At 41.7% G+C, this 21,999-nt stretch carries 34 protein-coding genes; all 34 read right to left on the reverse strand.

The window, feature by feature from the left end; translation table 11 throughout:
- Positions 1–6 precede the first annotated feature (6 nt).
- Positions 7–768, reverse strand: coding sequence for a distal tail protein Dit (locus AXI57_RS20195; RefSeq protein ID WP_061671112.1), 762 nt, complete (start codon positions 766–768; stop codon positions 7–9).
- Complete coding sequence (locus tag AXI57_RS20200) at positions 765–5,645, reverse strand: hypothetical protein (RefSeq protein ID WP_061671113.1); 4,881 nt, start codon at positions 5,643–5,645, stop codon at positions 765–767. The genes AXI57_RS20195 and AXI57_RS20200 overlap by 4 nt, the downstream gene beginning before the upstream one ends.
- Before the next feature lie 4 nt (positions 5,646–5,649).
- A complete protein-coding gene (locus AXI57_RS20205) occupies positions 5,650–5,961 on the reverse strand; it encodes a hypothetical protein (protein ID WP_061671167.1) in 312 nt (103 codons plus the stop codon).
- A 47-nt stretch (positions 5,962–6,008) separates the two neighbouring features.
- On the reverse strand, positions 6,009–6,521 hold the full coding sequence (locus tag AXI57_RS20210) for a tail assembly chaperone (protein ID WP_061671114.1): 513 nt from the start codon (positions 6,519–6,521) through the stop codon (positions 6,009–6,011).
- 61 nt (positions 6,522–6,582) lie between these two features.
- Entirely contained in the window at positions 6,583–6,870 is a 288-nt protein-coding gene (locus tag AXI57_RS21180) for a fibronectin type III domain-containing protein (RefSeq protein ID WP_223251927.1), read from the reverse strand.
- Complete coding sequence (locus tag AXI57_RS20215; protein WP_061671115.1) at positions 6,839–7,171, reverse strand: fibronectin type III domain-containing protein; 333 nt, start codon at positions 7,169–7,171, stop codon at positions 6,839–6,841. Before AXI57_RS20215 ends, AXI57_RS21180 begins: the two co-directional genes overlap by 32 nt.
- Positions 7,095–7,610: a phage major tail protein, TP901-1 family gene (locus tag AXI57_RS20220; RefSeq protein WP_061671116.1), complete on the reverse strand. Its 516-nt coding sequence runs from the start codon at positions 7,608–7,610 to the stop codon at positions 7,095–7,097. Before AXI57_RS20220 ends, AXI57_RS20215 begins: the two co-directional genes overlap by 77 nt.
- Before the next feature lie 13 nt (positions 7,611–7,623).
- Complete coding sequence (locus AXI57_RS20225; protein ID WP_061671117.1) at positions 7,624–8,022, reverse strand: DUF3168 domain-containing protein; 399 nt, start codon at positions 8,020–8,022, stop codon at positions 7,624–7,626.
- A gap of 18 nt (positions 8,023–8,040) precedes the next feature.
- Positions 8,041–8,457, reverse strand: coding sequence for an HK97-gp10 family putative phage morphogenesis protein (locus tag AXI57_RS20230; RefSeq protein WP_061671118.1), 417 nt, complete (start codon positions 8,455–8,457; stop codon positions 8,041–8,043).
- Positions 8,444–8,788 (reverse strand): phage head closure protein, encoded by a 345-nt coding sequence (locus AXI57_RS20235; RefSeq protein ID WP_061671119.1) that lies wholly within the window; start codon positions 8,786–8,788, stop codon positions 8,444–8,446. Before AXI57_RS20235 ends, AXI57_RS20230 begins: the two co-directional genes overlap by 14 nt.
- Positions 8,785–9,084 carry a phage head-tail connector protein gene (locus AXI57_RS20240; RefSeq protein ID WP_061671168.1) on the reverse strand — a complete coding sequence of 100 codons (300 nt, stop codon included), beginning with the start codon at positions 9,082–9,084 and terminating at the stop codon, positions 8,785–8,787. The genes AXI57_RS20235 and AXI57_RS20240 overlap by 4 nt, the downstream gene beginning before the upstream one ends.
- A gap of 9 nt (positions 9,085–9,093) precedes the next feature.
- Positions 9,094–9,360 (reverse strand): hypothetical protein, encoded by a 267-nt coding sequence (locus AXI57_RS20245; protein WP_061671120.1) that lies wholly within the window; start codon positions 9,358–9,360, stop codon positions 9,094–9,096.
- Between the two features lies 1 nt (position 9,361).
- On the reverse strand, positions 9,362–9,697 hold the full coding sequence (locus tag AXI57_RS20250; protein ID WP_061671121.1) for a hypothetical protein: 336 nt from the start codon (positions 9,695–9,697) through the stop codon (positions 9,362–9,364).
- A 4-nt stretch (positions 9,698–9,701) separates the two neighbouring features.
- On the reverse strand, positions 9,702–10,622 hold the full coding sequence (locus AXI57_RS20255; protein ID WP_061671122.1) for a phage major capsid protein: 921 nt from the start codon (positions 10,620–10,622) through the stop codon (positions 9,702–9,704).
- A 14-nt stretch (positions 10,623–10,636) separates the two neighbouring features.
- Positions 10,637–11,218 (reverse strand): DUF4355 domain-containing protein, encoded by a 582-nt coding sequence (locus tag AXI57_RS20260; RefSeq protein WP_061671123.1) that lies wholly within the window; start codon positions 11,216–11,218, stop codon positions 10,637–10,639.
- A gap of 93 nt (positions 11,219–11,311) precedes the next feature.
- A complete protein-coding gene (locus tag AXI57_RS20265) occupies positions 11,312–11,611 on the reverse strand; it encodes a hypothetical protein (RefSeq protein ID WP_061671124.1) in 300 nt (99 codons plus the stop codon).
- A gap of 52 nt (positions 11,612–11,663) precedes the next feature.
- Positions 11,664–12,593: a phage minor head protein gene (locus tag AXI57_RS20270; protein ID WP_061671125.1), complete on the reverse strand. Its 930-nt coding sequence runs from the start codon at positions 12,591–12,593 to the stop codon at positions 11,664–11,666.
- Positions 12,580–13,983 (reverse strand): phage portal protein, encoded by a 1,404-nt coding sequence (locus AXI57_RS20275; protein WP_061671126.1) that lies wholly within the window; start codon positions 13,981–13,983, stop codon positions 12,580–12,582. Before AXI57_RS20275 ends, AXI57_RS20270 begins: the two co-directional genes overlap by 14 nt.
- The gene (locus AXI57_RS20280) at positions 13,980–15,254 is read right to left on the reverse strand and encodes a PBSX family phage terminase large subunit (protein WP_061671127.1); all 1,275 of its coding nucleotides are present in this window, start codon (positions 15,252–15,254) and stop codon (positions 13,980–13,982) included. The genes AXI57_RS20275 and AXI57_RS20280 overlap by 4 nt, the downstream gene beginning before the upstream one ends.
- Complete coding sequence (terS, locus tag AXI57_RS20285; RefSeq protein WP_061671128.1) at positions 15,254–16,003, reverse strand: phage terminase small subunit; 750 nt, start codon at positions 16,001–16,003, stop codon at positions 15,254–15,256. Before terS ends, AXI57_RS20280 begins: the two co-directional genes overlap by 1 nt.
- A 170-nt stretch (positions 16,004–16,173) precedes the next feature.
- Positions 16,174–16,365, reverse strand: coding sequence for a hypothetical protein (locus tag AXI57_RS20290; protein WP_061671129.1), 192 nt, complete (start codon positions 16,363–16,365; stop codon positions 16,174–16,176).
- Between the two features lie 135 nt (positions 16,366–16,500).
- Positions 16,501–16,713 (reverse strand): helix-turn-helix domain-containing protein, encoded by a 213-nt coding sequence (locus AXI57_RS20295; RefSeq protein ID WP_061671130.1) that lies wholly within the window; start codon positions 16,711–16,713, stop codon positions 16,501–16,503.
- Between the two features lie 252 nt (positions 16,714–16,965).
- Positions 16,966–17,115, reverse strand: coding sequence for a hypothetical protein (locus AXI57_RS21835; RefSeq protein ID WP_169800257.1), 150 nt, complete (start codon positions 17,113–17,115; stop codon positions 16,966–16,968).
- 138 nt (positions 17,116–17,253) lie between these two features.
- Positions 17,254–17,466, reverse strand: a complete 213-nt coding sequence (locus AXI57_RS20300; RefSeq protein WP_061671131.1) for a helix-turn-helix domain-containing protein — start codon at positions 17,464–17,466, stop codon at positions 17,254–17,256.
- A gap of 297 nt (positions 17,467–17,763) precedes the next feature.
- The gene (locus tag AXI57_RS21840; RefSeq protein ID WP_169800256.1) at positions 17,764–17,901 is read right to left on the reverse strand and encodes a hypothetical protein; all 138 of its coding nucleotides are present in this window, start codon (positions 17,899–17,901) and stop codon (positions 17,764–17,766) included.
- 104 nt (positions 17,902–18,005) lie between these two features.
- The gene (locus AXI57_RS20310; RefSeq protein ID WP_061671132.1) at positions 18,006–18,521 is read right to left on the reverse strand and encodes a sigma-70 family RNA polymerase sigma factor; all 516 of its coding nucleotides are present in this window, start codon (positions 18,519–18,521) and stop codon (positions 18,006–18,008) included.
- Positions 18,522–18,540: 19 nt separating this feature from the next.
- Complete coding sequence (locus AXI57_RS20315; RefSeq protein ID WP_061671133.1) at positions 18,541–18,726, reverse strand: hypothetical protein; 186 nt, start codon at positions 18,724–18,726, stop codon at positions 18,541–18,543.
- Between the two features lie 237 nt (positions 18,727–18,963).
- Entirely contained in the window at positions 18,964–19,716 is a 753-nt protein-coding gene (locus AXI57_RS20320; protein ID WP_238380218.1) for a hypothetical protein, read from the reverse strand.
- Positions 19,717–19,840: 124 nt separating this feature from the next.
- A complete protein-coding gene (locus AXI57_RS20325) occupies positions 19,841–20,320 on the reverse strand; it encodes a hypothetical protein (protein WP_061671135.1) in 480 nt (159 codons plus the stop codon).
- A 13-nt stretch (positions 20,321–20,333) separates the two neighbouring features.
- Positions 20,334–20,471: a hypothetical protein gene (locus tag AXI57_RS21845; protein WP_169800255.1), complete on the reverse strand. Its 138-nt coding sequence runs from the start codon at positions 20,469–20,471 to the stop codon at positions 20,334–20,336.
- A 109-nt stretch (positions 20,472–20,580) separates the two neighbouring features.
- Positions 20,581–20,994 (reverse strand): hypothetical protein, encoded by a 414-nt coding sequence (locus tag AXI57_RS20330; protein ID WP_061671136.1) that lies wholly within the window; start codon positions 20,992–20,994, stop codon positions 20,581–20,583.
- A gap of 11 nt (positions 20,995–21,005) precedes the next feature.
- A complete protein-coding gene (locus AXI57_RS20335; protein ID WP_061671137.1) occupies positions 21,006–21,254 on the reverse strand; it encodes a hypothetical protein in 249 nt (82 codons plus the stop codon).
- Positions 21,251–21,661 carry a YopX family protein gene (locus AXI57_RS20340; protein ID WP_061671138.1) on the reverse strand — a complete coding sequence of 137 codons (411 nt, stop codon included), beginning with the start codon at positions 21,659–21,661 and terminating at the stop codon, positions 21,251–21,253. Before AXI57_RS20340 ends, AXI57_RS20335 begins: the two co-directional genes overlap by 4 nt.
- Positions 21,658–21,993: a hypothetical protein gene (locus AXI57_RS20345; protein ID WP_061671139.1), complete on the reverse strand. Its 336-nt coding sequence runs from the start codon at positions 21,991–21,993 to the stop codon at positions 21,658–21,660. Before AXI57_RS20345 ends, AXI57_RS20340 begins: the two co-directional genes overlap by 4 nt.
- Positions 21,994–21,999 lie beyond the last annotated feature (6 nt).

The following is a 21,999-nucleotide window of genomic DNA, read 5'->3' on the forward strand; positions in this document are numbered from 1 at the left end:
ACCTCCTTACAAATAAGCTTCATCAAATTTGATACTGCTTTTGTGACTAAAATTCATTTTGATTGGTGTTCTTGGTGGTACTTTGAACCAATCAGACTGTATCTGTAGGGCTGTCATGATCAAATTATCGTTACAGGTGACTTTCCTTTTCGCTGAATCAATCACGAGAGTGTCGCCAGCAATGAATTTGTACAGAATCTTGATTTTCTTAGATACAGAGTTATCTGCATTTAAAAGAGACACTTCGTATGAAGTGCCTCCCTCGGTAAAAATACATTCGATTTTCGGTTCAATATCGGCATAACCTGGATTCGTGAAAGTATGAATGCCAGAATCAAACTCATATGATGATGCTGCACCATATTTTTTAGGGTCAGGACAAAGGAAAGTGAGTGTGGCAGGCTGAATGCCTCCCTGTTCTTCGCTTTCTGAAATATTTTCAAAGACAGCGTAATATGTTCTATCGGGCTCATCGTGGAAAATGAGTGGTTTTGGCTCATCAGTATGCAAAATAAAGGTCAACTCTTCTTGTTTCTTTTTCAATTCCTCTTCACTACCGAAAGCAAAAAGCACCTCTATGGTTATAACTCTCACGGGTATTCTGGTACCACGGAGGAAACCGCCGGGACGGTTTCCTATAGTAGCTGTATTCACTTCTCTTCCCATTACTCCCCGGCCGCCAGTTGATTTCACATAAAAGAAGGGTGAAATGTCAACTCCGTTGAATGTAATTTTCCATTGGTTAGGCAAAAGCTCCTGATAGTTCAATTGAATCTCACCCTCCTTTTGTTTGACCTTTTCTGTGCATCGGTCACTGGTTTTTCTACACCCTGGCCGACTTTCTTACTGTCCATCTCAATGACAATCATTCTGTCAGGCAATTCAAAGTTTTTTACGTCAGCGCTCAATTCCTTTCTGACAGTGCCAAGATCACCGCTTGAAATGGATGTGTCGTATGCAAAATTCATATCCTCTTGCTGGATGTTCATTGCATCACTTACAGCGTTCATTGCTTTCTGGACCGTACCGATGCCGTTTTGAATTCCTACAGCGATACCAGCAGGAACCATGATACCCACTTGATCCCGCATCAATCTTGATGGGGAATGAATTTTAAGCTTCTTTTTAATGGTTTTTTCAATCGTCGATGCAATTGAATTTGCCTCTTTCGCAAGCTCTCCTGACATGTTTCTCATTCCAGAAATGATTCCGGCCATCGTGTTTGAACCAATGGCTTTCCCGCTTTTCTTCAGAGATCCAAGCTGCTTCACATTGACCGTAAGCTCTCCAATTTTCCGGAGATAATCATTTTTCAAGAGATTCAATTCTTTATTTGCAGCCGAACGCAATTCATTTATTTTCTTGGTTGTTTCATTCTTAAGACCAGATAATTCTTGCGATGCCTGCGCGCTTGCAAGTTGATGTTTTTCTTGCCACAGCTTGACATAATTATCTAACTCAGGCGCAGACATCCGAGAAATTGCGTTAATCTGATCAGCAGAACCAACACCCATCTCTTTCAATTCATCAGTAAATGCCTTTGGCGCCCTGCTTGCAATACTTGCGATATCAGAGTTAAATGATTTGATTTTTTCCAGTTGCTTTTTCAGGTTCGCTGTAAGCTTTGAACCGCTTACCTTCTCACTTGAAACATTGTCAAATAGACCGATTGCGTTGTATATCGCATCTGTTCGGTCTTGTAATTCTTTCTTATAGGCATCGTTGGCCGCCTTGATATCAGACGTCAACTTGTCATTAACACTCTTGAATTTGGATAAATACGTGTTGTTTGCGGACAAAATGCCTTTGTTGAGCTTGTCGGCTGCCTTCTTCTCGGCTTCTTTCTGCTTCTTCACCTTATCAGCCATTGTTTTTTGCGTCTGGAATATTTCACGCTGGACTTTCAATTGCTGATCCGATGTCAATTTGTTCTTTTTGTTGATTTTTTGAAGCGTTTTGACGTACGTATTCCCACTGATTTTACCTGTATCGTACTTGGTTTCCGCACGTTTGATCTGATCAGACACTTTTTTGGTGTATGCAAGCTTGGCTTTTGCTTCCTTGCGTTGCTGCTCTTTCAAAAGTTTCTTTTGTTTATCAGAGGCACTTTTCGATGCTTGATATATTTCTCGTTGGATTTTCCGATTCTGATCACTTGTTAATTTGTTCTGTTTTTGGATCTTCTGCAAAGTCTTGATGTAAGTATCGGCACCCATTTTCTTGGTGTCATATTTCACTTCAGCATTCTTAATTTTATTGTTTACTTTTACTTCGGCCGCTTTTTGTGCTGCTTTTGCTGCCCTGGCCGCCGCCGCTTTAACTTTTGCCTGAGATTTATCAATACCCGCAGCCATACCAGTTCCGACATGATAACCAACCTGATCACGCATAACTCTGGAAGGAGAATGGATTCCAAGCATTTTTTTCATACCATTCGGTACTGCATTAGCCATAGATTTTACCTTGCTAGCTAATGCACCCGCCATGCTACCTATACCATTAATCAAGCCTTGTATAATGTTCCGGCCAATGGAAACCAGGTTTATTCCTTTGAAAAAGCTCATAACGCTATTCCAAATGCTCTTTATTTTGGTCTTAACGTTGTTCATGATGTTTGTGATAGCATTTTTCATAGCATTAAAGATTGTTTTAGCTGTTGAATTTAACGCTTTCCAGATGGAAGTTACTGCTGTTTTAATCCCATTCCACACGGTAGAGAAAATTCTCTTTAATCCATTAAGAAAATTAGTGAAGAATGTTTTTAATCCATTCCAAGTGGCTTTTCCTGATGTAACGATAGCCTTCCAAATGGTTGTCACAGCTGTCTTTATTCCATTCCAGATAGTTGAAAAGATTTTTTTCAATCCGTTAAGGAAATTGTTAAAGAACGTTTTCAGTCCGTTCCATATAGTTTTTCCGGCAGAAACGATGCCTTTCCATACGGCCGTGACAGATGTCTTAATACCGTTCCAAACAGTCGTAAATATCTTTTTTAGACCATTAAGGAAGTTGTTGAAAAATGTCTTTAACCCATTCCAAATGGACTTTCCTGCTGAGACAATTCCTTTCCAAACAGAAGTGGTCGCTGACTTTATAACATTCCATACTGTGGTAAAGACTTTCTTTACTCCATTCCACAAAGTTGTGAAGAACGTTTTTAAACCATTCCAGACTGTTTTACCTGTCTTGACGATTCCGTTCCATACTGTTGAAGCAAAGGTCTTTATCGCGTTCCATACTGTTGTGAAAATAGTTTTATAGAGATTGAACTCCCATTTGAAAAAGGCCAGCAAGCCGCCCCAAATGGTTTTAGCTCCTGATACAATCCCGTTCCAAACGGTAGAGAAGAAATTCGTTATTGCATTCCATGTCGTCGTGGCCGCCGTTTTGATGCCTTCCCATACTGATTTAAGCCACTGTGAAATAACGCCCCACACTTTAAGCGTATATTCCTTCACCTTGTCCCAGTTTGCTATGATCAAGACAACTAATGCGACAACAGCCGCCGTTATCCATCCGACAGGTCCCATCGCAATAACCCAAGCCGCTGCCATTCTCGCCGCCTGTGCAAGTGATTGAGCCGCTAGAATCACAAGCCGTTTACCGAATAGGATCATTTGTTTAATGCCGGCCGCCAAGAATGAAATAAAGCTGCTGATTTTCGCCGCAGTCCATGCCGCTGCCATTCGTGTGGCTTGAGCTACAGATTGAGCCGCCATGACGGCCATTTGCTTAATCCATAGCAACATTTGCTTTATTCCATTTTTAAGAGCTGTCACGAAAGCGCTTATTTTCATTGCAGTCCATGAAGCTGCCATTTTCACGGCGTTAGCTGTAGATGATGCGGCTGTCACAGCCATTTGTTTAGTAAATTGTGCAGCTGCAACGATCCCGGATTTCATCGAAGCAATCATACCCACTAACCTCACGCCAGCCGCTGTATCACGGAATGTTCTGATATATCTTGCTGCTGTCAGAAAGTCTTTAAAACCGTTTGTTACGGCGCTAACAGCAACCATGGCTGGAACGATGGCTCTTAAAGCTCCAATTAACGAAATGGCAACTGCTATGAAATGACCGATTGCGGGGTTTGCCTCCATAGTTGCATTCGTTAGTTTAAGAAAGCTGTTTACAGTTTGTAAGATTGATTGTCCTAGTGGCGCCATACCCACAAGCAAATTGATAATTGTCTTGGCTATCTGGCCTATTGTGCTCCAAACAGTAGGACCATTTGTTTTGATATAGTCGATAAATGATTGGAATTCCTTTGTTTTGGTGACGCTGCCGGCCCACTCATTGAAACGTTTTGTCATATCGACAAGGGATGTCATCATGTCTTGGGACATCGGAGCAAACCCAGTGAATAGCTTTGTCAATCCACCTGACAGATTCCTGATGATCTGCAACAATTTAGGTCCGTTTGTTTTCGTATATTCTATAAATGATTGAAATTTCTCAGATGAACCCAAATTGGCTGACCATTTCACCCATGAGGCTGTTGCTTTTTCCATTCCGGCTGCCATGTTGTTTCCAAGAGGACCAAAGGCGACAAATAAATTCATGACTGTTCGTAGGACGTTTCCGGCGATCTTTCCGAATGTTACGAATGCTTGGCCCGCATTTTTGTTCATGTAACCGATAAACCGTTTCATATCGGCATCTTTGAAGGCTGCATTCATGCTTTTTGCTAATTGAACGCCGCCATTGGCCACGTTCTTGAACATAGGCCGTAAACTATTCAGTACGCCTTTAAAAGTTGTAAGCGAACTCGTGAATGTTTTCAGAATTGGCTTTTGCACCGTTTTCGCGATGTCCTGCCAATTACTTTTGAAGTCTTCCAGTGTGTCCAGCGCTTTTTTCTCTTCTTTTCCGAGAGACTTTTGCAGATTATTGATCTGTTCCATGATTTTAGCGCGTTCTTTTGCGCTCGTTGCATTATCCAGCTTTTCCTGAAGCTTGGCCAGGTCTTCAGAGGCTTTAAATACATCGCCTATAGAAGTCATGGCAAGCGCTCCAAAAGCCATAGCACCTGTGCCAGCCGTCGCAAAAGCACTACCGAGGCCCATAACGCCGCCGGCTGCCACTCCGAGCATCGGTCCCAAGGCACCAATAGCCCCAGTAATGCTGGCAAGCACTGGCGAAGCTGCTGGCAATAAGGCTGTGAAAGCTCCTGCAAGCGAATGACCGATGACAGTTGAAACTGAGTTAGTGATCTTAGCAAGGCGATTCATAGAGTTTTCAAAGCGATCAATTCGGGCCTCAATATGAATCCATACTCGGTTAGGTAAGGAACTAGTTTCTGCTCGTGCAACGGCAACTGATCTTGTTAAATCTGATGTATCACCATTTATATTGGTCGTAACTCGGTTTCGCAACGAGGCTAATGCTGTCCTTGCTGTTGAAACAGCTCGCGTCAAGGGGTCTGAGTCTGCATCTAAATCAACACGGGTTCTTTCGTGCCGGTGAATAAATCTATCAATCTGCTGTTCCGCCTGCCTCACCCTTGATTGAAAACTAGCAATTTCGGCATCAACTTCAACAGTATGGTGATCGGTCATCCGACGCATCATGTCATTGACCCGATCCATATTTCTATTAAATCTGTTTGTTTGAGCTTCAACGATAGCTGTCAATCTTTCGATCATATCTTCACCCCTTTTCCTTGGTTTCTTGCTTACTGAAACGAGCACGTATAGCGTCATTAAACCGTTGAACGCCTTTCGCACGTTTGCCGAGCTCATTGACATCTGACTGGCGCCACTTATCGTTATCACCAGTGATATTACGTTCTAACTGGCGTCTTGCTTTCCGTGCATCAAACATTTTTGTTTCTTTCGGGCGCTTCTCATTCATAGCGTAACGGTGAAACATTGCGTTTTTAGCCATACGCTCCAATTCGTCGATCTCCCGAAGTTTGGCACCTTTGAGTAAAAGTTTGTACTCATTAGGAGTCCATGACATGATCAAATCCACATCGCAAACTCCAAGCCAATGAGCAGAATTTGTAATTACTTGGTCATAGTCAATTCCTTTTTCTCGTTGTACGCATCTTTCATCATCTTCAACATTTCCTTGTTGCTCTCGTCCTCTTCCAATCGCTTGGCTTCCATCTCCGGCGTCTCGTTCGGACTGGCTTTCTTCGGCTCCCCAATTTTCTCGAGCATCTTCCAGTGCTGACGGACCTTTCCTTTGAAAAAACCAGCAGAATCCAATGTGTTAAATGCTTCTTTCACCAAATTATCAACCGCTGTCCCAGTCTCATCGTCATTAATAATTTGAGCGATAGCATCCTCAATTTGTTCTACAGACGGTCTCCCTTTCTTCAAATAAGCAAGCGCACAATCCCAGAACGCTGATAGGTAAACGGCGTCATCGTTTAATAAGCTGATGTAAATTGATAACGTACCTCCTGATTTATCGCCGTTTTTATCTTCTTTCGCATATTTTTCGTTTGCTGTTCTGTCGAATGCAAAATCACAACGTGCAGTATAATCTTTTCCGTCAATAGTTAAGTAAGCCATTTATAAAAACCCCCGAATAATTTTTTGTATGTTAAAAAGAGCCCTAGCATCAGCTGGGCCCCTATGTTTCTTTGCTTGTCCGAATCGTATAGTTCGCCGACCTCTCCGACTCCCCTACAGCATTCACCGCCGACACATTGAAAATATAAGAAGTGTCCGGGGAAAGATTAGGATTTGACGTGTACGAATTCGTTGTGACAGTCGCTACCTTGGCATAAAACCGATAAATATTGTACGATGTCGCCCCTTTCACCGCGTCCCACTTAAAACCCACTTGGTTAGACGTGACGCTTGTCGTGGTTATATTACGGGGTGTATTAGGGCGTAACCGCTTGTGTTTGTGTGACAATCTCAGTCATTGAGGACTCGCCCGCATCGTTCACAGCAGAGACGTTGACCGTCAGTTTCGTGTCGGCCGCAATTCCTGTCAAGGTGTGGGATGTGCCTGAGACAGTTGCGTCCAGTTGCTTGCCCGCTCCCCTGTAGACCTTATAAGAAGTCGCCCCATCTACCGCATCCCATTTCACGGTCACGCTGTCAGTCATAGCCGTGAACGATAGATTTTGGGGCGCATTAGGGCGTAGTGCTTTTAGTGCCGAAATCTTCAAAGGCTTTAGCGCCGGCCGATGATTTGATTGTGGCCAACACATCATCAGGGATCGCTGGCAATTCTCCCTTAAAAGTTTTTCCTAATACCGGTAAAGTGACTGATACTTCAACAAAGCCATCCTGTGGAGAGCTCGACTCTAAACTTTCGATAATCGCATGCCCATAAACAGCAGGATGTTTGTCCTCTGCGTTTTTGTTGATATTCGCCTTCCAGACTTTAATTGCTTTTTCGTCGTCAAATGCTTGTTCAATTGCTTCTTGTCCTGGGTCGGTAACGGCAGCAAAATACGTCAGTTCAAAGCTTTCGTTTTTCGTACCGTATCCAACGATCCGGCCTGACTTTGTGGACTCGTCAAGTGTATCTTGTTCTTTCGTGTGTGATCCTTCCGTCTGAAAGGCAATAAATAGACCTTCTCCATCTTTTGCATCCATTGGCTGCACAAAGAAAATCTCATCTTTACCGTTTAATAAGTCTGCCATTTCTTTCATCCTCTCAATTGTTTATGATGTAACGCATTCTGAGAATGCCGTGTCTTGTGTATCCGTCTATATCGGTGATGACCTGCATTCCCCGCATGACAAAACGGCATAAAGAAAAGCCCTCTATTTCTAGGGGCTTGTTTGTTAATGCTTGAAGCATCAGAGAAAGAACCTGCTGCGCTTCTTTTTTTCCGTTGTAATCGCTCCAACAATGCAGAACGACATTAATTTCTTCACCGTTAGACGTTTTCGTTTCAAATGGGGCAACATCATCGTCCCCCATTGTCACGTATGGTTTTTGTTGATCCTTCGAGACTGCATCAAACACGCCTGTGACGCGTACGTTCAGCTCTTCATCAGTAGATAACCTTTCGAATATAGCAGCCTGCAACGGCCACAGGGCAGATCGCATAATGACAGCTCCTTTCTATCACATTTGACTGGCAAAATAACGCATTCCTTCATCAATTGCCGGATTCCAGAATGGCTGCGCCCTCATTCCTCGTGTCATAACCCACCGGTTAAGCTTGGTGTCGTAATAAACCCAAGGTGTCTGCCGGCCGCCTCCTTCTTCCGCATAGATACCGGTGCCGTATTCGACATAAATTGCATAATCAGCGCCAACAGAAATAACGGCCGTTAAGCCGCCGTTCTGATAGTCGATCTCGATTGAATTTTTCAGATTACCGCCATCTATCGTGGCAGTTGGCGCATTTAAAACCGCATGGCTATAAATCAACTCAGCCGTATCGGTGACAAGCTGTTTTGCACTTTCCATAACTCTGTCTCTGAACTCGTCTGTAGCTCTATTCATTTGCCTGACCCATCTGCCGCTAACTCGTGCCATCGCCGCTCAACATCCCCGTAACCTCGCATTTAAGATTCATAATTTCATGCATGCCGCCTTGGTCGATCGGTGCTGATTTGAGAGTAAGTATCTGATTTTCGTAGATGATTCTCATAGTTTTCTCGATATCAGTCCGATATGGGTAGTACACATTGCAATCAATGGGGTTCTGAAGCTGTTGAGCCTGATAATATTCTCGGGAAGTAACCCCGCCAACAAAAGCCTCTGTCGTGATGTAATCAGTAAATTTTTCAACGTAGCCCCCGCCACCGTCTGGCACCTTTTCCATTCGCTGAAACGTGATGACATGCGGGAATTCATCGTACATCATTTGACTCTCAGCCTTCGATATGGTGTGAGATTCTTTGTAATGTGCCGAGGAAACTCTGTATTGTACGAATAGGATACATCACCCATGCTTCTCCCCGAGAGTCCGGTTGGCGTCATGTTGTATTCTGCTGCCTTTGCAACAAAAAGCTTCACGCCAGCCGGTAGTGCCTGTGGATCAAATTTGTTGCTGCAAAAGTCACTGGCAAACTCAATTAAAATAGGGACTATCTCCGACAAATATGCATCATGCTTATTTGTGGTAATCCCTGACATGCGCTTTACTTGTTGGATGTCCACTCCAATCACCTACTCTTCGCCCAAGACAATTTTGATCAGTTCGTCTTTAGGCGCTTTTGGGTCAAATTCGTATTCGTTCTCTTTCAGGAAAGCAACGATTTCATCTTTGTTTACTTTTTGCAGTTGAGCCTCGGTCATATCAAGAAGGTTGGCCTGTTGCTCTTTCACCTCAGCTTGTTTGGATTCATCCACTCTCTTAAATCCTAAAGCAGAATAAACCACGTCAAACGCCTTTTCAGTAGATTCAATTGTTTTAGAGCCGTTAGATATTTTCATATCACGCGCCGCCTCCTTCCAATGCCTTTAGACGATTTTCAATATCAGTGAGTTTGGCTGTTACATCATCACCAAGCTTGGCTAACGTAACAGCCTTTGCAGCGATATTTGCGTTTTGCACACTGCCGGACCCGATGTTTCGACTTTGAACAGAACCGTCACCGATATTGATGTTCTTTACTTCCCCATCGCCGATCATCTCTGATTTAATGCTTTTATCGGCGGGCGATGAACCGGGCAAGCCGGTCACCTTTGCGCCTGGTTTGATTTCTAATTCGCCGCCAACCACAAATTTATCGCCGTTATTAGTCTTATAGTTTTTAGATGTGTATCCCATAAGCTTACGCCCCTGCCGTCTCTGGTGTTAGGGCTGCAAATGCATCATCAGTCAGAGTCATGAAACCGACTTGCTGAGTCACACGAAGAGCAACCATGTCACGCTCATACAAGTTGATTGGGTTTCCGTCTGCATCAACAATTGTTGTCAATGTTGCATCCTCAGAGATTTTGTATTCCATGCCTTGAGGGATGCCGTAACGTGTGTAATTCCAGTCAGCTGCAAGCAATGTCGCTTTTTCGTAATCCCATGACTTAGAATCAACATAACCGATCGGAAGTCCAAGAGCCTGCTGTGTTGCACCACCTGTTGCATCGTTGAAGATCGGAAGCCCGTTACCGTCCTTAGTACCACGAAGTTTTTGACGGAATCGGCGTGTTGTTGTAAAGCCGTTTACATCCTTATCAGCATCCTCAACTAGCGCCATTACTCCATTAAGCTCGTCATATAAATTGCCAAGTGAGTTTAAAACAACAGAGTTACCAGATGCCTTGATTCTCTCGAATACAGAAACACCCTGACCAAATGGTGAATCGACACCGAATAACGCAGCCTGATCGAATTTAATAGCAAAGGCTTCAGCAATAGCCGGACGCATTTGTGTGAAGAAATCAGTTACAGAGTAGCGCAAGAATTCTTTAGAAACAGGGATGATAACACCCAATTTCTTAGAAACCATTTTTGCAGTTAACCATTGAGCCTTAGACGTTTGGATTCTCTCGCCTTCTCCAACCCAATAAGCGCCTGGTCCAGAAGCTAAATACGTGAATTCTTTCACCGGTTTATTCATTTCTTCATATTTTGCTAGTTGTGTAACCGCCGATTGCGTCATGAACTCCTTTAATACTAATGTCCCTTGTTCAGTTGGAACCTTTCCGTTAACTGAATCTTGCATTAATACATTGTTTGGATCGAATGTTGGCATATTAATAGCCCTCCTTATTTTCTAATGCTTGCTTCAGCAGCAAGTGAACTGATGTCTAAATTTTGATTGGTTGGCGTGCTGCTACCAGAATCAATATCACGGCCATTTTCTTTGAACTTTCCGTCAATCGCTGCTTGAAGTGCAGCAGTGTACTTTTCTTCAAATACGCCCAGGTTCTTCATGGTGGAATCTTCATCTTCACCGATAAAGAACTCAACCACATCGGCAGGCAATTGCTTTTCAGAAGCATAAGAAACAGCTTTGTTTAAAAGCTTTTCACGTTGTGCTGCTGTCTTTTGATCTTCCAGTTCTTTCTCCAGCTTCCTGATGCGCTTTTGTTCCTCTGTTTCCTCCGGATAAAGCTCTTTTACCTTTGCATCAACCAGAGCATCGAGGTTGTTCGCCTTCCACGTATCAAGGCCTTTTGTAAAATGAGAATCCAACCGGGGCTGAATAAGTCGTTTCCCTTCGTCTGTTTCAAGGAACCCTTCCACCTTATCTGCTGATACGGCCGAAAGTTCTCCTACAAATGCTTTCACTTCTTCGTTCTCTTTATTTTCTTCGAGAAATTTTTTCACATCTTCTAATGTTGGCATTACGTTTCTTCCTCCTTTGCCCTCTACAGTGCGCGCCTGTTATGAGTGCATGAAAAATAAGCCTTTTTACGTCGTGCTCAGGACGGAAGTAATTTATTTCGCATAGTTTTCTACATAATTTTCTAAGTACGCTTTGACTTTTTTATAATCCGGAAAGTACTCTGTATCAAAAATGGCATAGACAGCTCCATACGTATTAAAATAAACAGCATAGCTATCTAATGTTCCTTCATAGCCCATTTTTTTAAAGGTTTCTATTAATTCAATACTTGCTTTGTTAAAATAAATGCTTCCTAAATACGTGTTTTCATCCAGGATAATCCTTTTTTTCTTCAATAAATCCAATGCATGTTTAAATGCTTTTTCAGGAATACAGCTGATATCATACTCCATGTCCACACTCTCCAATTAAATTAAATTTAATAAGAGAATAACATAGTATCCTTCAATTGTTATTTGTTTCCTTAGAAATCTTTTCATACCACTCTTCATAGGTTTGGTAAGAGATAATTTCGCCAGCTCCATTGCCACGCTTACGTGCCCTTCTCGTATCCGGCAAAATGCCATTCACTTTGAAAGCGATCGTACAACGGCAGTTAATATCATCTTTAGCGTTGTTCATATGCCCCGGTGCTGGACCGATGCCGCCATATATTGATTTAAAAAGCCCGTTTCGTTCAACAGTCTTGCCATCAAGCTTCCTGTGACCGGATCGAGTTTTAAGATCAAGAGTCGCATTCCACATCTTTTCGAGATTGCTCTTTTTAGAAGCCTTCTCAGCGCTTTGCAACCTCGCTGATACTTGTACCCTATGAGTCTCGGTTCTCGCCACGTCACGGGCTTTTCTGCGGGCAAATTCAGTCGTTCTTTCAATACGCCGGGCAATCTTGGAGTAATCTTCACCCGCCTGAATACCCTGAGCAACGGAAATTTGAATTTGCCGGACATAATCATCCCGGTGTCGCTTGTATAAGGCCGTGAGAGTCAGTTCAGCTATCGGGTTTAAAATAGCCTGCTTGATTACTTCGACTGTCGGTATGCTGAATCCTAAACTAACCGCAGCCTCCATCTCGTACAAGTAGGCAGAACGCATATAATTCTCTAGGAATTGTTTGGCCGCCATTGCTACAACGATTGTGAGGATTGTTTTGAAAGCCTTGCTGGATTCCTCGGTCATACGCTCCATTTCTTTTTTGAAACGGTTGTATTTACTCACATCAGCCATGGATAACTGACCGTCTCTGCTGTATTTCGCGTACATGGCAGCTATTTGTTGATTAATCTCTTTCAAACGTTGAGCAAAGACGACATCAATCTTTTTGCAATCATCTGCGATCATGTCGTCCAGGTACTTATCTATCTCATTCTGGTTCATCTTCATCACCGCCTGAATCTGTACTAATGTCAGTTAACGGTGGCATACTGTTTCTATACTCCTCTTCCTCTTCTTGCATCTTCTGCAACTCATACTGAACATCATCAACAAACGACAGGAGAGAAAGGCGGGTTTCTTCGCTGATGTTTCCTTTAAGCTGCGTTGTTGTTTGTGCCTCTTCCAGTACATTGGCGGGAAGGTTCCGTTTAAAGCCAAACCAGACTTTCAGATACTCGCTTGCGTCTGCTTTTTTTCTCGTTCCCCACGCTGAAAAAATCAGTTTGTACTGATAACGGAGGGCAGCAGTCATTTTCCGTTCCATTGTGATACATTTATTTTCAAGTGCCATCAGTTTATATTTCATTGCAACGCCTGTGACGTTCCCGCCAAATGATTCATCAGAGAAATTGACCGATTTTGCAAAACGGAGAATGTTTTCTTCCAACCGGTCCAAGTGATTCTCAATAATGGCATCGTTTATATCCTTTGTCAGATAGCTAACGTCATCTTTTTCGTCATATAATTCAAGAATCCCAGTTTCTTTAAGCTGCTCAAGCGTATCCTCATCAGCTCCAAGCCCTTTGAGTATTAAATAAGCAAGCCTGTATTGCTCAATCTCATTTGAAGCGTCTGATAATGTACGATCGTAAGCATCAATAAGAGACAATACCTTTTCGGCATCGCCTTTTAATTCTTTATTGTTCGCTAACCCGAATAAAGGGCAGCCGTCGAACATGTGTAGTTTTTTCTCATCAAGCGTAAAAGCTGAACTATCTTTTGTGCTGAAATAGTACACATATTTTTGATCATAAAATTCCGCTTTCTGTTGACCGTTATAAACAGAGAAGTATCTCAATGCATACTCTGGCTCATGAATGTTCCCATCACTGATAAAAACCGCTTCCCACGGATCAATATTTTTAATCCGTTCTACGCCTGTTCGATCAACATAGGCAAGGCGCGCTCCATAACCGCAAATGGTCGCCATTTTTCCCCATTCACTATCTTCATCAGCCGTGTTATTCAAAGTGTTAAAATCATCAATCAATTGTTTAACAGGCGATGTCGTTCCCGTTTCTCTTTTGTCATCAAATTCATATATGATCGGATGCCCGAAGAGATAACCAACTTTTGTATCAACGATTTCTGAATCAAACGAGTTGTTCAGTTTATTATTGACCTTGTGATCAATTCTTTTCACTCGGCCCGTCTCAAAGTCTTCATATTCAATTGCTTTCCTGTTAAGAATCGGAACGCCCTGAACCTCAGCCTTATAACGGTCATAAAGTTGTTTCATTCTTATATGATCCGGTTTATGCTCTTCGATAATTTGGGAGATTAATTCCCCTGATACGCCATTTTGTCTGATCTGACCCAAGAATTTTATCAACCTCTAAACCTCCTTGTTACCCCATGCCCTTTAAGGCTTGATACCTCGTAATCATCTAAGCCGTACCAAATAGCCGAGAATGTATGTGGGTCAATGTTGAATTCGTCTTCGATGATGTTTCCGTCTTTGTCCACTGCGAACGTGAGGTCCTTCAGTTCCCTAACGACATCGGGACATTGATCGGAGCAAATAATTTTTTTGAAACGTTTTGCTTTCTTGGTGTATTGCAAACGCGAGCCTTGAAACTTCTTTGCAGCTTTCATGAGAAAGCCCTGTTGCCTGAAGAATCGAATCGTTTTAGGCTCGGCGCTGTCTGCCTTGATCAAAACTCGCTTAAGTTCTTTCAAGTCCTCTGCCGTTTTGTCGTCGGTCGTATCGTTTTTGTAATACTGCCAGTAGATGTACAGGATCCTCTCCTTATGGTCGATCGCCATACGAACCAAGGCGTTATATGAATCCACGAAACCAAAGTCCATACCATTCTTTAAAACTGGCTTGTCGATTGTCCTGATCAATTTCATGACTTCTTCATGCTCCATCACTTCAAATTGCGGCAGTACAAGCTTTCCGTTAACGCCAAAACGACCTTTCCGGGCAACGCGGTAAAGGTCTGGATCATGAGTTTTCAAGTCTTCTAGCTGTTCAATATAGCTTTCGGGCAAAAATAAATTATCATCAGCAGTCGAGTGATGATAATAGGTTTTGTTTCTTATGATCGTTTTCTCTTTGTATAGTTCTTCGTCATCCAAGACAAAAAACTGATTAGTGTCATCTTTAAAAAAGTGTTTATACGACCAATTCCCCTTACTGACAGGGTTTGTCGAGAGGATCATATGAAGTTGCAAAGTCGGGTGACGTAAACGTCCCAACAGCTCTTTAAAACCGTCGTATTTCACTTCTGAACACTCTTCAATCCATACAATAGATATGTTATTGATTGATTTCAGCTTCGCTGGCTTGTCCATGCCTTTAAAGATGATCTTACTGCCGTTAGGGAATCTTATTTGCATAGGCGAGCTAACGCATCGGATTTTATGATCCAAACCTAAGTCAGTAATGATCTCTTCAAATAATGAAAATGTCGAATCCCTGTGCGTGTCGTAAACTTCCCGGACGACTAAGGCTGTCCGTTTTTCTTGTATCAGTTTTAAAACGAGTTTAAGAGCAACATGATAGCTTTTCGATGATCCATAACCACCGACAAGGAAATAAAACTTTTGCGACCAATCAAAAAGAAAGTTTCTAAAACGGGGATTCACTTCTTTTTCCATCAGCGTCCCCCCTTATCCTTGATGATAATTTCGAATGATGCATCATCTTCATTATTGGTTAGCCGTTCTACTTCCGCCTTTGTCTTGTTGATATTTAAGCGCATCTGCTCCAATTTAAGCCGTCTTTCATCTTCTGAATGGGCTAAATCATCAAATTGCTTGATCAAGCTCCTGAGCTCTCCCATTGCCCGAGATTGAGCATTAAGTAAAGTAGCGTGACGATCCCACGCGAATTGTATTTCAAGTTCTTCTTCTGCAATGGTTTTTTCATATGTTAGATTGCCATCTTCGTCCTCATCTTGATGATAAACGTATTTCGCTTTTTTAAGCTCTTTAGCAAGATCATCTTTATCCTGCACAAACATGATGCGCTGCGCTCGGATAATGGCTGCATATTGAATTTGTATCTGATCCCATATCATATCAGCAGGCGAACGCTCCTGAATCTCTTCCATAATGGACAGCGTTTCTTCTGGCAGATATTTCGAGAAAAAGCCATGTGTTGATGCATTCTGATTTCTTGCCGGGGCAGCGCCGCCTTTGTTTCCTAATGCATTCTTGTTACCTGGCTGCCCGCCTTTTTTTGTGTGCACACTTTTTTCTATGGGTGCACCCTTTTTTCTTTCCCAGCCATGCCGTTGTTTCCATGACTTAATGGTGTTAACAGACACCCCGTACTTTTCGGCAAGCTCCTTGTATTTCATACCTTTGACGTAATCTTTCTGCGCCTGAATATGCTTTTCTGCCATTTACATTCACCGCCGCCCCCTTCTAATTCGTGTTTGTTTTGGAGAAGATATTCACTCTAAACTGACCCCGCACTCAAGCCGTTAGCCGCCAATAGTCTATCCTGAGATTTACCGGAATCAGTTTACAGAGAATATAAAAACGCCACTCCAAAAGAGTGACGACTTCTAAATTAATCTATTAATTCGTAAGATGAAATATGAGATACATTAATTACATTGCCTTCCGAAATGGTCATAAAAGTATATCTTGAGCCGTTTGATACTTTTAAATGTGCTGTTAGCGCCGAGTGAAATGCTTCTGCATCTTCAAATTTATCGGTAACATATTCCTTACCGCTATCCATTACTACTTTAATTTTCATTTTCTCACCTCCCACCATATTATCGGTCAAGGAGTAGGACAAAGGAACTATTTGCAAAATTTGTCGAACGAAAGCGCCCTTCATAAATAGGTGGCAACTGTAAGACGAAAAAACATCATTTTATTATAGATGCAATTAACGTTTCTTTTTATAAGCCGTAATATCTTTTCTTAAGAAGAGACGATCTCTATTCGTTGTTTTGATTGGCTTCAGCGTTCCATGATCAACTAGCTGTTTAAGATTTTGACGACTGCATCCGATGATTTCAATCGCTTCCGAGGTGGTTATGACTTCATTATCAAGGAACTCTCTCAATTCTTCGACATCACTAAATACAAACTTATCCATCCTTTGAATTCCTCCATTTCATAACTACGTTTATAATCGTCAGCGTGAGCCAGATAAATGCCAGTACTATTGATATTATGTCCAGTACAGTCAGGTTGTTATAGTCCATACGAGCGAATTGTAAGCAGAACAAGACGAAAAATAACAGTGTTGTTGAGTCTAATATTTTTTTCATTATCCCCGAGCATGGAATTTTTCAATGGTTTTGTTTAATGTTATAATACAAGAAGGGGAAATGATTCCCCTCATGAGTTAATTGCGACGTTTCTTCTTGCCGGGAGAACGTCGTTTTTTGTTTTTTTCACCCTTTAGGTCTTTGATGTTCTTGATCAGTGTCGTAATCCCAACGAGAATTCCGACTAACCAAGCTGTATCCCTAAGGATGAATTCAACGATTTCCATGCTCGTTAACACCTCCTTTCGATACTTTAATTATAACACTTATATTTACCACCGTCAATATAAGTTTATGGAAAATATTGAATTTTTTCCAATGAATATTGTTCACCACATGAAAAAAGCACCCTATTTTTCGGATGCTCATTTCCGTCTATTCTTTTGAAAATCCAAAATATCCTCTTTCAGAAAAAGCCTGTCACGAGGCATTTCTTTCATTGGCTCCAATTCCCCGTTCTTTACTAACTGGTTCAGATACTGACGAGTAAACCCCAATATTTCTAGCGCTTCGCTTGTATTGAGTATCTCTTCTTTTAAGAACTTCTTTATTGCATCACGCTCTTTAGGCTTGTACACTTTTGAATCATCCTTTTCTCTCACGATATTTCAAGTAAAGGGAAAATGCTTTTTCAATGATTGAAACAATAAACAAAATGATTAGACTGATGTCGAGAGCTGTTTTCAACGGTCCCGCTGCTACATCCTGACGGAAAAACAGCATATAGGCTAGGGCGAGAAGAACAACAATATCGGTAGTGGACTGTACACTTTTCATTTTTTGAAAGTGGCTGGCTTTCAAGTATTTTTCTTTATTCGCTGGATTTGTTATACTTAGAGCAAGGGAGAAGCGCTACCTTCTCCCTCGGCTCAAAATCATCTGCGCTTTCTTGGTCGACGGCGTTTTTTGATTTTGGGCTTTTTTGTTTTGATCTTTTCTCTTATGATGAGGATTTTTTCAACAGCCGTGAGAGCTGTAAGGATAATCCCCAGTACCAATGCGATTTCAGCCACTTTCTTTCCCTCCTTTCTATATTTTAATTATACTTCATAACTTTACTTAAGTCAAGTAATTTAATGGGCTTTTTTCATTATTTTTCTAGTAAAAAAGAGCCTATTCATGCTAAACAGAATAGGCTGTGTTCTGCTCTATTTTTCATTTTCAATCGGGAACGCTCAATGTTTTTCTGCACTGTTCCTTTCTTAATGTTCAGCATCTGGGCGATCTCTTCAAAAGACATGTTTTGCACCGTATGCATGAGGAAAATGTCCTTCTCTCTTTCAGTAAGGACAGCAAGGGCATCTGCAACTCTTTCTTTATCCCAGTCGCTTACCTCTCCTTCTGGCTCCTGATTGATCGCATATTCTTCTGGCATAGCATCAATGATATGAGGATCAGCCAAAATTGTTCTTTGATAGACGTCCCTTCTGTCAGCTCCCCGGCGGGCGCCCGGTTGTCTTCCATTCTGCAGCCATTCGAGAGTGAATTCAATATCACTGATCATACTGCCAATGATCTTCTTCTCGTTCTTTTGTTCAGCTGTCATTTCAATTTCTGACGGTTCCGAGAATGCCCGGTACATCTTTCTCGCTTCTTTTAACGCTCTTTTATATTCAATGATTAAATCCTGCATTGTTTGTCATTCCTTTATTTCAAAGTGAATACGTATCTTTCCAGTTGTTATTTTTTTGTTCAGCAATATATTGGTGCCTAGATACCTCTGAAACTTTTAAGCTGAAGGTTTTAACCAAGAAGTTTTTCAACTCATTAAAGAGCTCTTCTCTCCCGCAAAAGATATTTACAAGCTTTCCGTTTTTATAACCAAAACCGTATTTCATCCTGAAACTCCCCTTCTTACTTTCTGCGTTTATAAGCGCCGCCTTTGCCGCGTCTTAGTGTTTACATGTTAGTGTTCATCAATTGTTTCAAAACCGTTCTGAACGTTCCTGTGCGTCTTTATTAAACTTTTTCTTTCCCCGCTTCATGCCGTCCTTTCAAATAAAAAACGGACACCAACCAAAGCGCAGATTTTCCTCTGTGCAATGATCAGTGTCCGCAGGCTTTCCGTCTTGGACTTAATTATCTTCTATTATTAGTGTGATCGGTTCATTATATATATCTTCTATTTTTTTAAACATAGTTTTTTCACACCTTTTGGGATCGCTGTTATCCCCTAATAAAACGATTTCCTTGTTTATTGGATGTAATATAAACCATTCCTCGTTATTTTTATCTTTTATATATACCGCTTTTTTAGTTGACCCATTAATGAATTTTATAACAGGAATCGAAATGAAAGGGATAGCTGCACAAATTAAAAATAAAATTAATAACGCAAATATTTGCCATCGTGAATTCTCATACTCAGAAAATACTATCAACAAAGCAGAATTGATATAAAAGGTGAATGAAGCGATCAAGTACAGCAAAAAAACTAATAACTTAATAATCTTATTAGACCTTGCTTTAAATAAAACATTTTCTGTGTTTTGAATTTCGTTTGCTATTAATGAGAACATTATTATTAATGCTATAAATATAAGAGAAACATCATTTCTTACTTCATTATAAGTCCAACCAAAACTGTCATTAAAAGATATAGATAAACAAAAGAATAAGATTCCAAAATATAATCCGTAAGCAAAGTATTTACAAACAACTACGAAAAACAACCGTTCCTTTGAAAATAATTTCTGCTCAACAACATTCGAAGAAAAAAGAGTAATGGGGTGTAAAATCTTAATCAGATACAAAGCGAGACCTACTAGCGAAATAACGTAGCTAGGCACTTCAAAATAACTTAACAATTCACTTGAATTTTTTTCCATTTCAATCTTCCCACTTCCATACTTCAATATTTTCCTAATCATCCTATTTTATCAATAAATAATCTCCTCCTCAACGCCCATGTTGCAGCCACAATGCGGACAGCAGGCATCTGGGCGGATTTTTTTAATAAAAATCAACCGCTCCGTTTTCAGATGCCATTTCGAAAGCTTTTTTCCAATCATCATACAAGTAGAGCCACACTTCCCCTGCATCGCCTAATGTTCTGGCGTATTCGCGGGCCGCATCGGCGTGTTCGTTGAAGTCTTTTGCCAGCTTTTTAGAAACGACAGGTCCTATCGTGCCCTCATTATCTGCAAAATTGATTAACTCCTGAAAGGCGGTGTCTCCCTTAAATTCTTCTAATTTGCGACGCCACCAGCCGTATCCGCTGTAGCTACCTGCACGGAATCCAGAGCTTTCTTCCCATGTATAAACTTTGTCCGGATCAACACCCTCACCACGACCCGGAAAGTGCTCTTCCGACCATTTCATACTTTCGCCCGGTGTCCATTCCGTCTCCCAATTTTCAACGTACCCGTCTTCATCTAATTGAGGATTTTCAACAACCTTCAAATTTTTAAACACTCTAATATCTAATCCCATTTGTATCTCTCCCTTATTTCCGCCCACCGACGGTATTTTGTAGAAATTCATGCACATGACACATCAGCAGAATGCCGCCTGTTTCCGGTCCGTGCTTTTCACGGAAGACAGCCAATGCTTGTTCGAAAGCCTGCATGTAATCCAGTTTCACGCTATTTCCTCCTCAACGCCCATGTTGCAGCCACATTTCGGGCAGCAAGCATCTGGGCGGATTTTTATATCTAATTCGTTGTGACCACATTCAGGGCAGCTGTATTCGATCATTTACTATCAGCCCATTCATCAAAACTGTAGGCGTAATCAACGCTTTCAATGAAACCGATCTCCTTCGCCTTCTGACGGATCTTCATACATCCTTCATAGCTGTAAGCCCATATTTCTTTATAATCCCTCAGCTCGCCGCATTTCCCTGTTATGATGAACTTTCGAAAGCTGTTGACCAGTTGCCACATGTTGCCTCCATGCGAAAAACCGTTTGGACTACCGTATCCCATTTCATACGGGTAAACGTCATCCCCCGTGTAATCATCAACGAAGAACAGTTTTTTCTTAAATCTGAAATACGCTATGCGATCCTTTGACTTGCGGTAGAATGTACGATGATCAATGCTTGCGATAAGCTTTATCAGATCATTAATATCGTTCATGCGTTTTATTTGCTCAGTTGTTGCCATGCCTTAACCCCCTATTCCCAGCCGACTGCGATTGCAAAGAATAAAACCAAAACCATCGCCCCAATGAGCCAGCCATTCGTCTTATCACGCTTTGCAATAATTGTTTCCTCACCGATCATTTTCAGATCGTCTGACTTTGCCACGAGCACCGGTATGTAATCTGGATGTACTTTTAGATATTCCGCAGCCTGCTCAACTGTCATCGCTTCATCTTTCGTGGATTTGACTGCCCGCTGCAGCTCTACTTGTAATGGCGTCATTCTGCCGCACCGCCTAACATTTCTGGATTCCGATGTACGTCGCCGACGGTTTCGATAGTTGCGTATTCCACCCATCCGATGGCTGTTAAGTCATAATCAGAGGAAATCCCTGATACATCCACTTGGAAGGCACCGCCTGAAAACTTGACTTCGCAAATATTGTATTCTTCCTCATCATCTTCATTTGTGATGCGTACAACATCCCCCTCATAAATCTCCCTGCCGTTCTTATCTTTTTTGCCCGTCCATAAATCCCGGCTGATCAACTCATAACCGAACTCTTCACAAAAGACAGGAGACAGTTGGCGCGCCGGGCGTTCTTCAAGCTGACTGATAAAGTACGTTTTCACTTCGATATTGCCTGTGTCCTTATGCCGGAAAACGTACCGTATTTTGATGTTATTCATTCCGCATCACCCTCCAATGCAACTAATGCATTTTTAGCAAATAAATAAGCTCCTGTGCTTTTCCCCGCAACATCCCGTATGTCTCGTATTTCCTTAATAGCCTTTTTGAATTTCTTTTCTATTTTCTTTTTCTCCGCCCGTAGCCGCTGAATCTCTTCCTGTGCCTGCCGGAACTGATTCACCGTGACTTCCTCCGACCGTTTATATTCCGTGATTGCGTCCTGCTGCTTAAAAGACAGATCAGTTCGATCAATCAGCCATTTAAAATCATCTGGACTGACAGATCCCTCTTTTTCATACCAGTGTTTAATCTTATCTATTTTGTTACTCATGCCCGT

Source organism: Bacillus atrophaeus (assembly GCF_001584335.1).
Lineage (GTDB): Bacteria > Bacillota > Bacilli > Bacillales > Bacillaceae > Bacillus > Bacillus atrophaeus.

Coding starts and splice junctions, on each gene's coding strand:
- AXI57_RS20310 (WP_061671132.1), bottom strand. CDS start 18,521: ATGCAGGATTTAATCATTGAATATAAAAGAGCGTTAAAAGAAGCGAGA.
- AXI57_RS20215 (WP_061671115.1), bottom strand. CDS start 7,171: ATGTGTTGGCCACAATCAAATCATCGGCCGGCGCTAAAGCCTTTGAAG.
- AXI57_RS20280 (WP_061671127.1), bottom strand. CDS start 15,254: ATGGAAAAAGAAGTGAATCCCCGTTTTAGAAACTTTCTTTTTGATTGG.
- AXI57_RS20340 (WP_061671138.1), bottom strand. CDS start 21,661: ATGAATAACATCAAAATACGGTACGTTTTCCGGCATAAGGACACAGGC.
- AXI57_RS20200 (WP_061671113.1), bottom strand. CDS start 5,645: ATGATCGAAAGATTGACAGCTATCGTTGAAGCTCAAACAAACAGATTT.
- AXI57_RS20325 (WP_061671135.1), bottom strand. CDS start 20,320: ATGGGATTAGATATTAGAGTGTTTAAAAATTTGAAGGTTGTTGAAAAT.
- AXI57_RS21835 (WP_169800257.1), bottom strand. CDS start 17,115: ATGGAAATCGTTGAATTCATCCTTAGGGATACAGCTTGGTTAGTCGGA.
- AXI57_RS20255 (WP_061671122.1), bottom strand. CDS start 10,622: ATGCCAACATTCGATCCAAACAATGTATTAATGCAAGATTCAGTTAAC.
- AXI57_RS20270 (WP_061671125.1), bottom strand. CDS start 12,593: ATGAACCAGAATGAGATAGATAAGTACCTGGACGACATGATCGCAGAT.
- terS (WP_061671128.1), bottom strand. CDS start 16,003: ATGGCAGAAAAGCATATTCAGGCGCAGAAAGATTACGTCAAAGGTATG.
- AXI57_RS20290 (WP_061671129.1), bottom strand. CDS start 16,365: ATGAAAATTAAAGTAGTAATGGATAGCGGTAAGGAATATGTTACCGAT.
- AXI57_RS20220 (WP_061671116.1), bottom strand. CDS start 7,610: ATGGCAGACTTATTAAACGGTAAAGATGAGATTTTCTTTGTGCAGCCA.
- AXI57_RS20250 (WP_061671121.1), bottom strand. CDS start 9,697: ATGGGATACACATCTAAAAACTATAAGACTAATAACGGCGATAAATTT.
- AXI57_RS20330 (WP_061671136.1), bottom strand. CDS start 20,994: ATGGCAACAACTGAGCAAATAAAACGCATGAACGATATTAATGATCTG.
- AXI57_RS20230 (WP_061671118.1), bottom strand. CDS start 8,457: ATGGCACGAGTTAGCGGCAGATGGGTCAGGCAAATGAATAGAGCTACA.
- AXI57_RS20245 (WP_061671120.1), bottom strand. CDS start 9,360: ATGAAAATATCTAACGGCTCTAAAACAATTGAATCTACTGAAAAGGCG.
- AXI57_RS20210 (WP_061671114.1), bottom strand. CDS start 6,521: ATGGCTTACTTAACTATTGACGGAAAAGATTATACTGCACGTTGTGAT.
- AXI57_RS20320 (WP_238380218.1), bottom strand. CDS start 19,716: ATGGAAAAAAATTCAAGTGAATTGTTAAGTTATTTTGAAGTGCCTAGC.
- AXI57_RS20225 (WP_061671117.1), bottom strand. CDS start 8,022: ATGCGATCTGCCCTGTGGCCGTTGCAGGCTGCTATATTCGAAAGGTTA.
- AXI57_RS20315 (WP_061671133.1), bottom strand. CDS start 18,726: ATGAAATACGGTTTTGGTTATAAAAACGGAAAGCTTGTAAATATCTTT.
- AXI57_RS20205 (WP_061671167.1), bottom strand. CDS start 5,961: ATGTCATGGACTCCTAATGAGTACAAACTTTTACTCAAAGGTGCCAAA.
- AXI57_RS20265 (WP_061671124.1), bottom strand. CDS start 11,611: ATGGAGTATGATATCAGCTGTATTCCTGAAAAAGCATTTAAACATGCA.
- AXI57_RS20335 (WP_061671137.1), bottom strand. CDS start 21,254: ATGACGCCATTACAAGTAGAGCTGCAGCGGGCAGTCAAATCCACGAAA.
- AXI57_RS20295 (WP_061671130.1), bottom strand. CDS start 16,713: ATGGATAAGTTTGTATTTAGTGATGTCGAAGAATTGAGAGAGTTCCTT.
- AXI57_RS20260 (WP_061671123.1), bottom strand. CDS start 11,218: ATGCCAACATTAGAAGATGTGAAAAAATTTCTCGAAGAAAATAAAGAG.
- AXI57_RS20345 (WP_061671139.1), bottom strand. CDS start 21,993: ATGAGTAACAAAATAGATAAGATTAAACACTGGTATGAAAAAGAGGGA.
- AXI57_RS20235 (WP_061671119.1), bottom strand. CDS start 8,788: ATGATGTACGATGAATTCCCGCATGTCATCACGTTTCAGCGAATGGAA.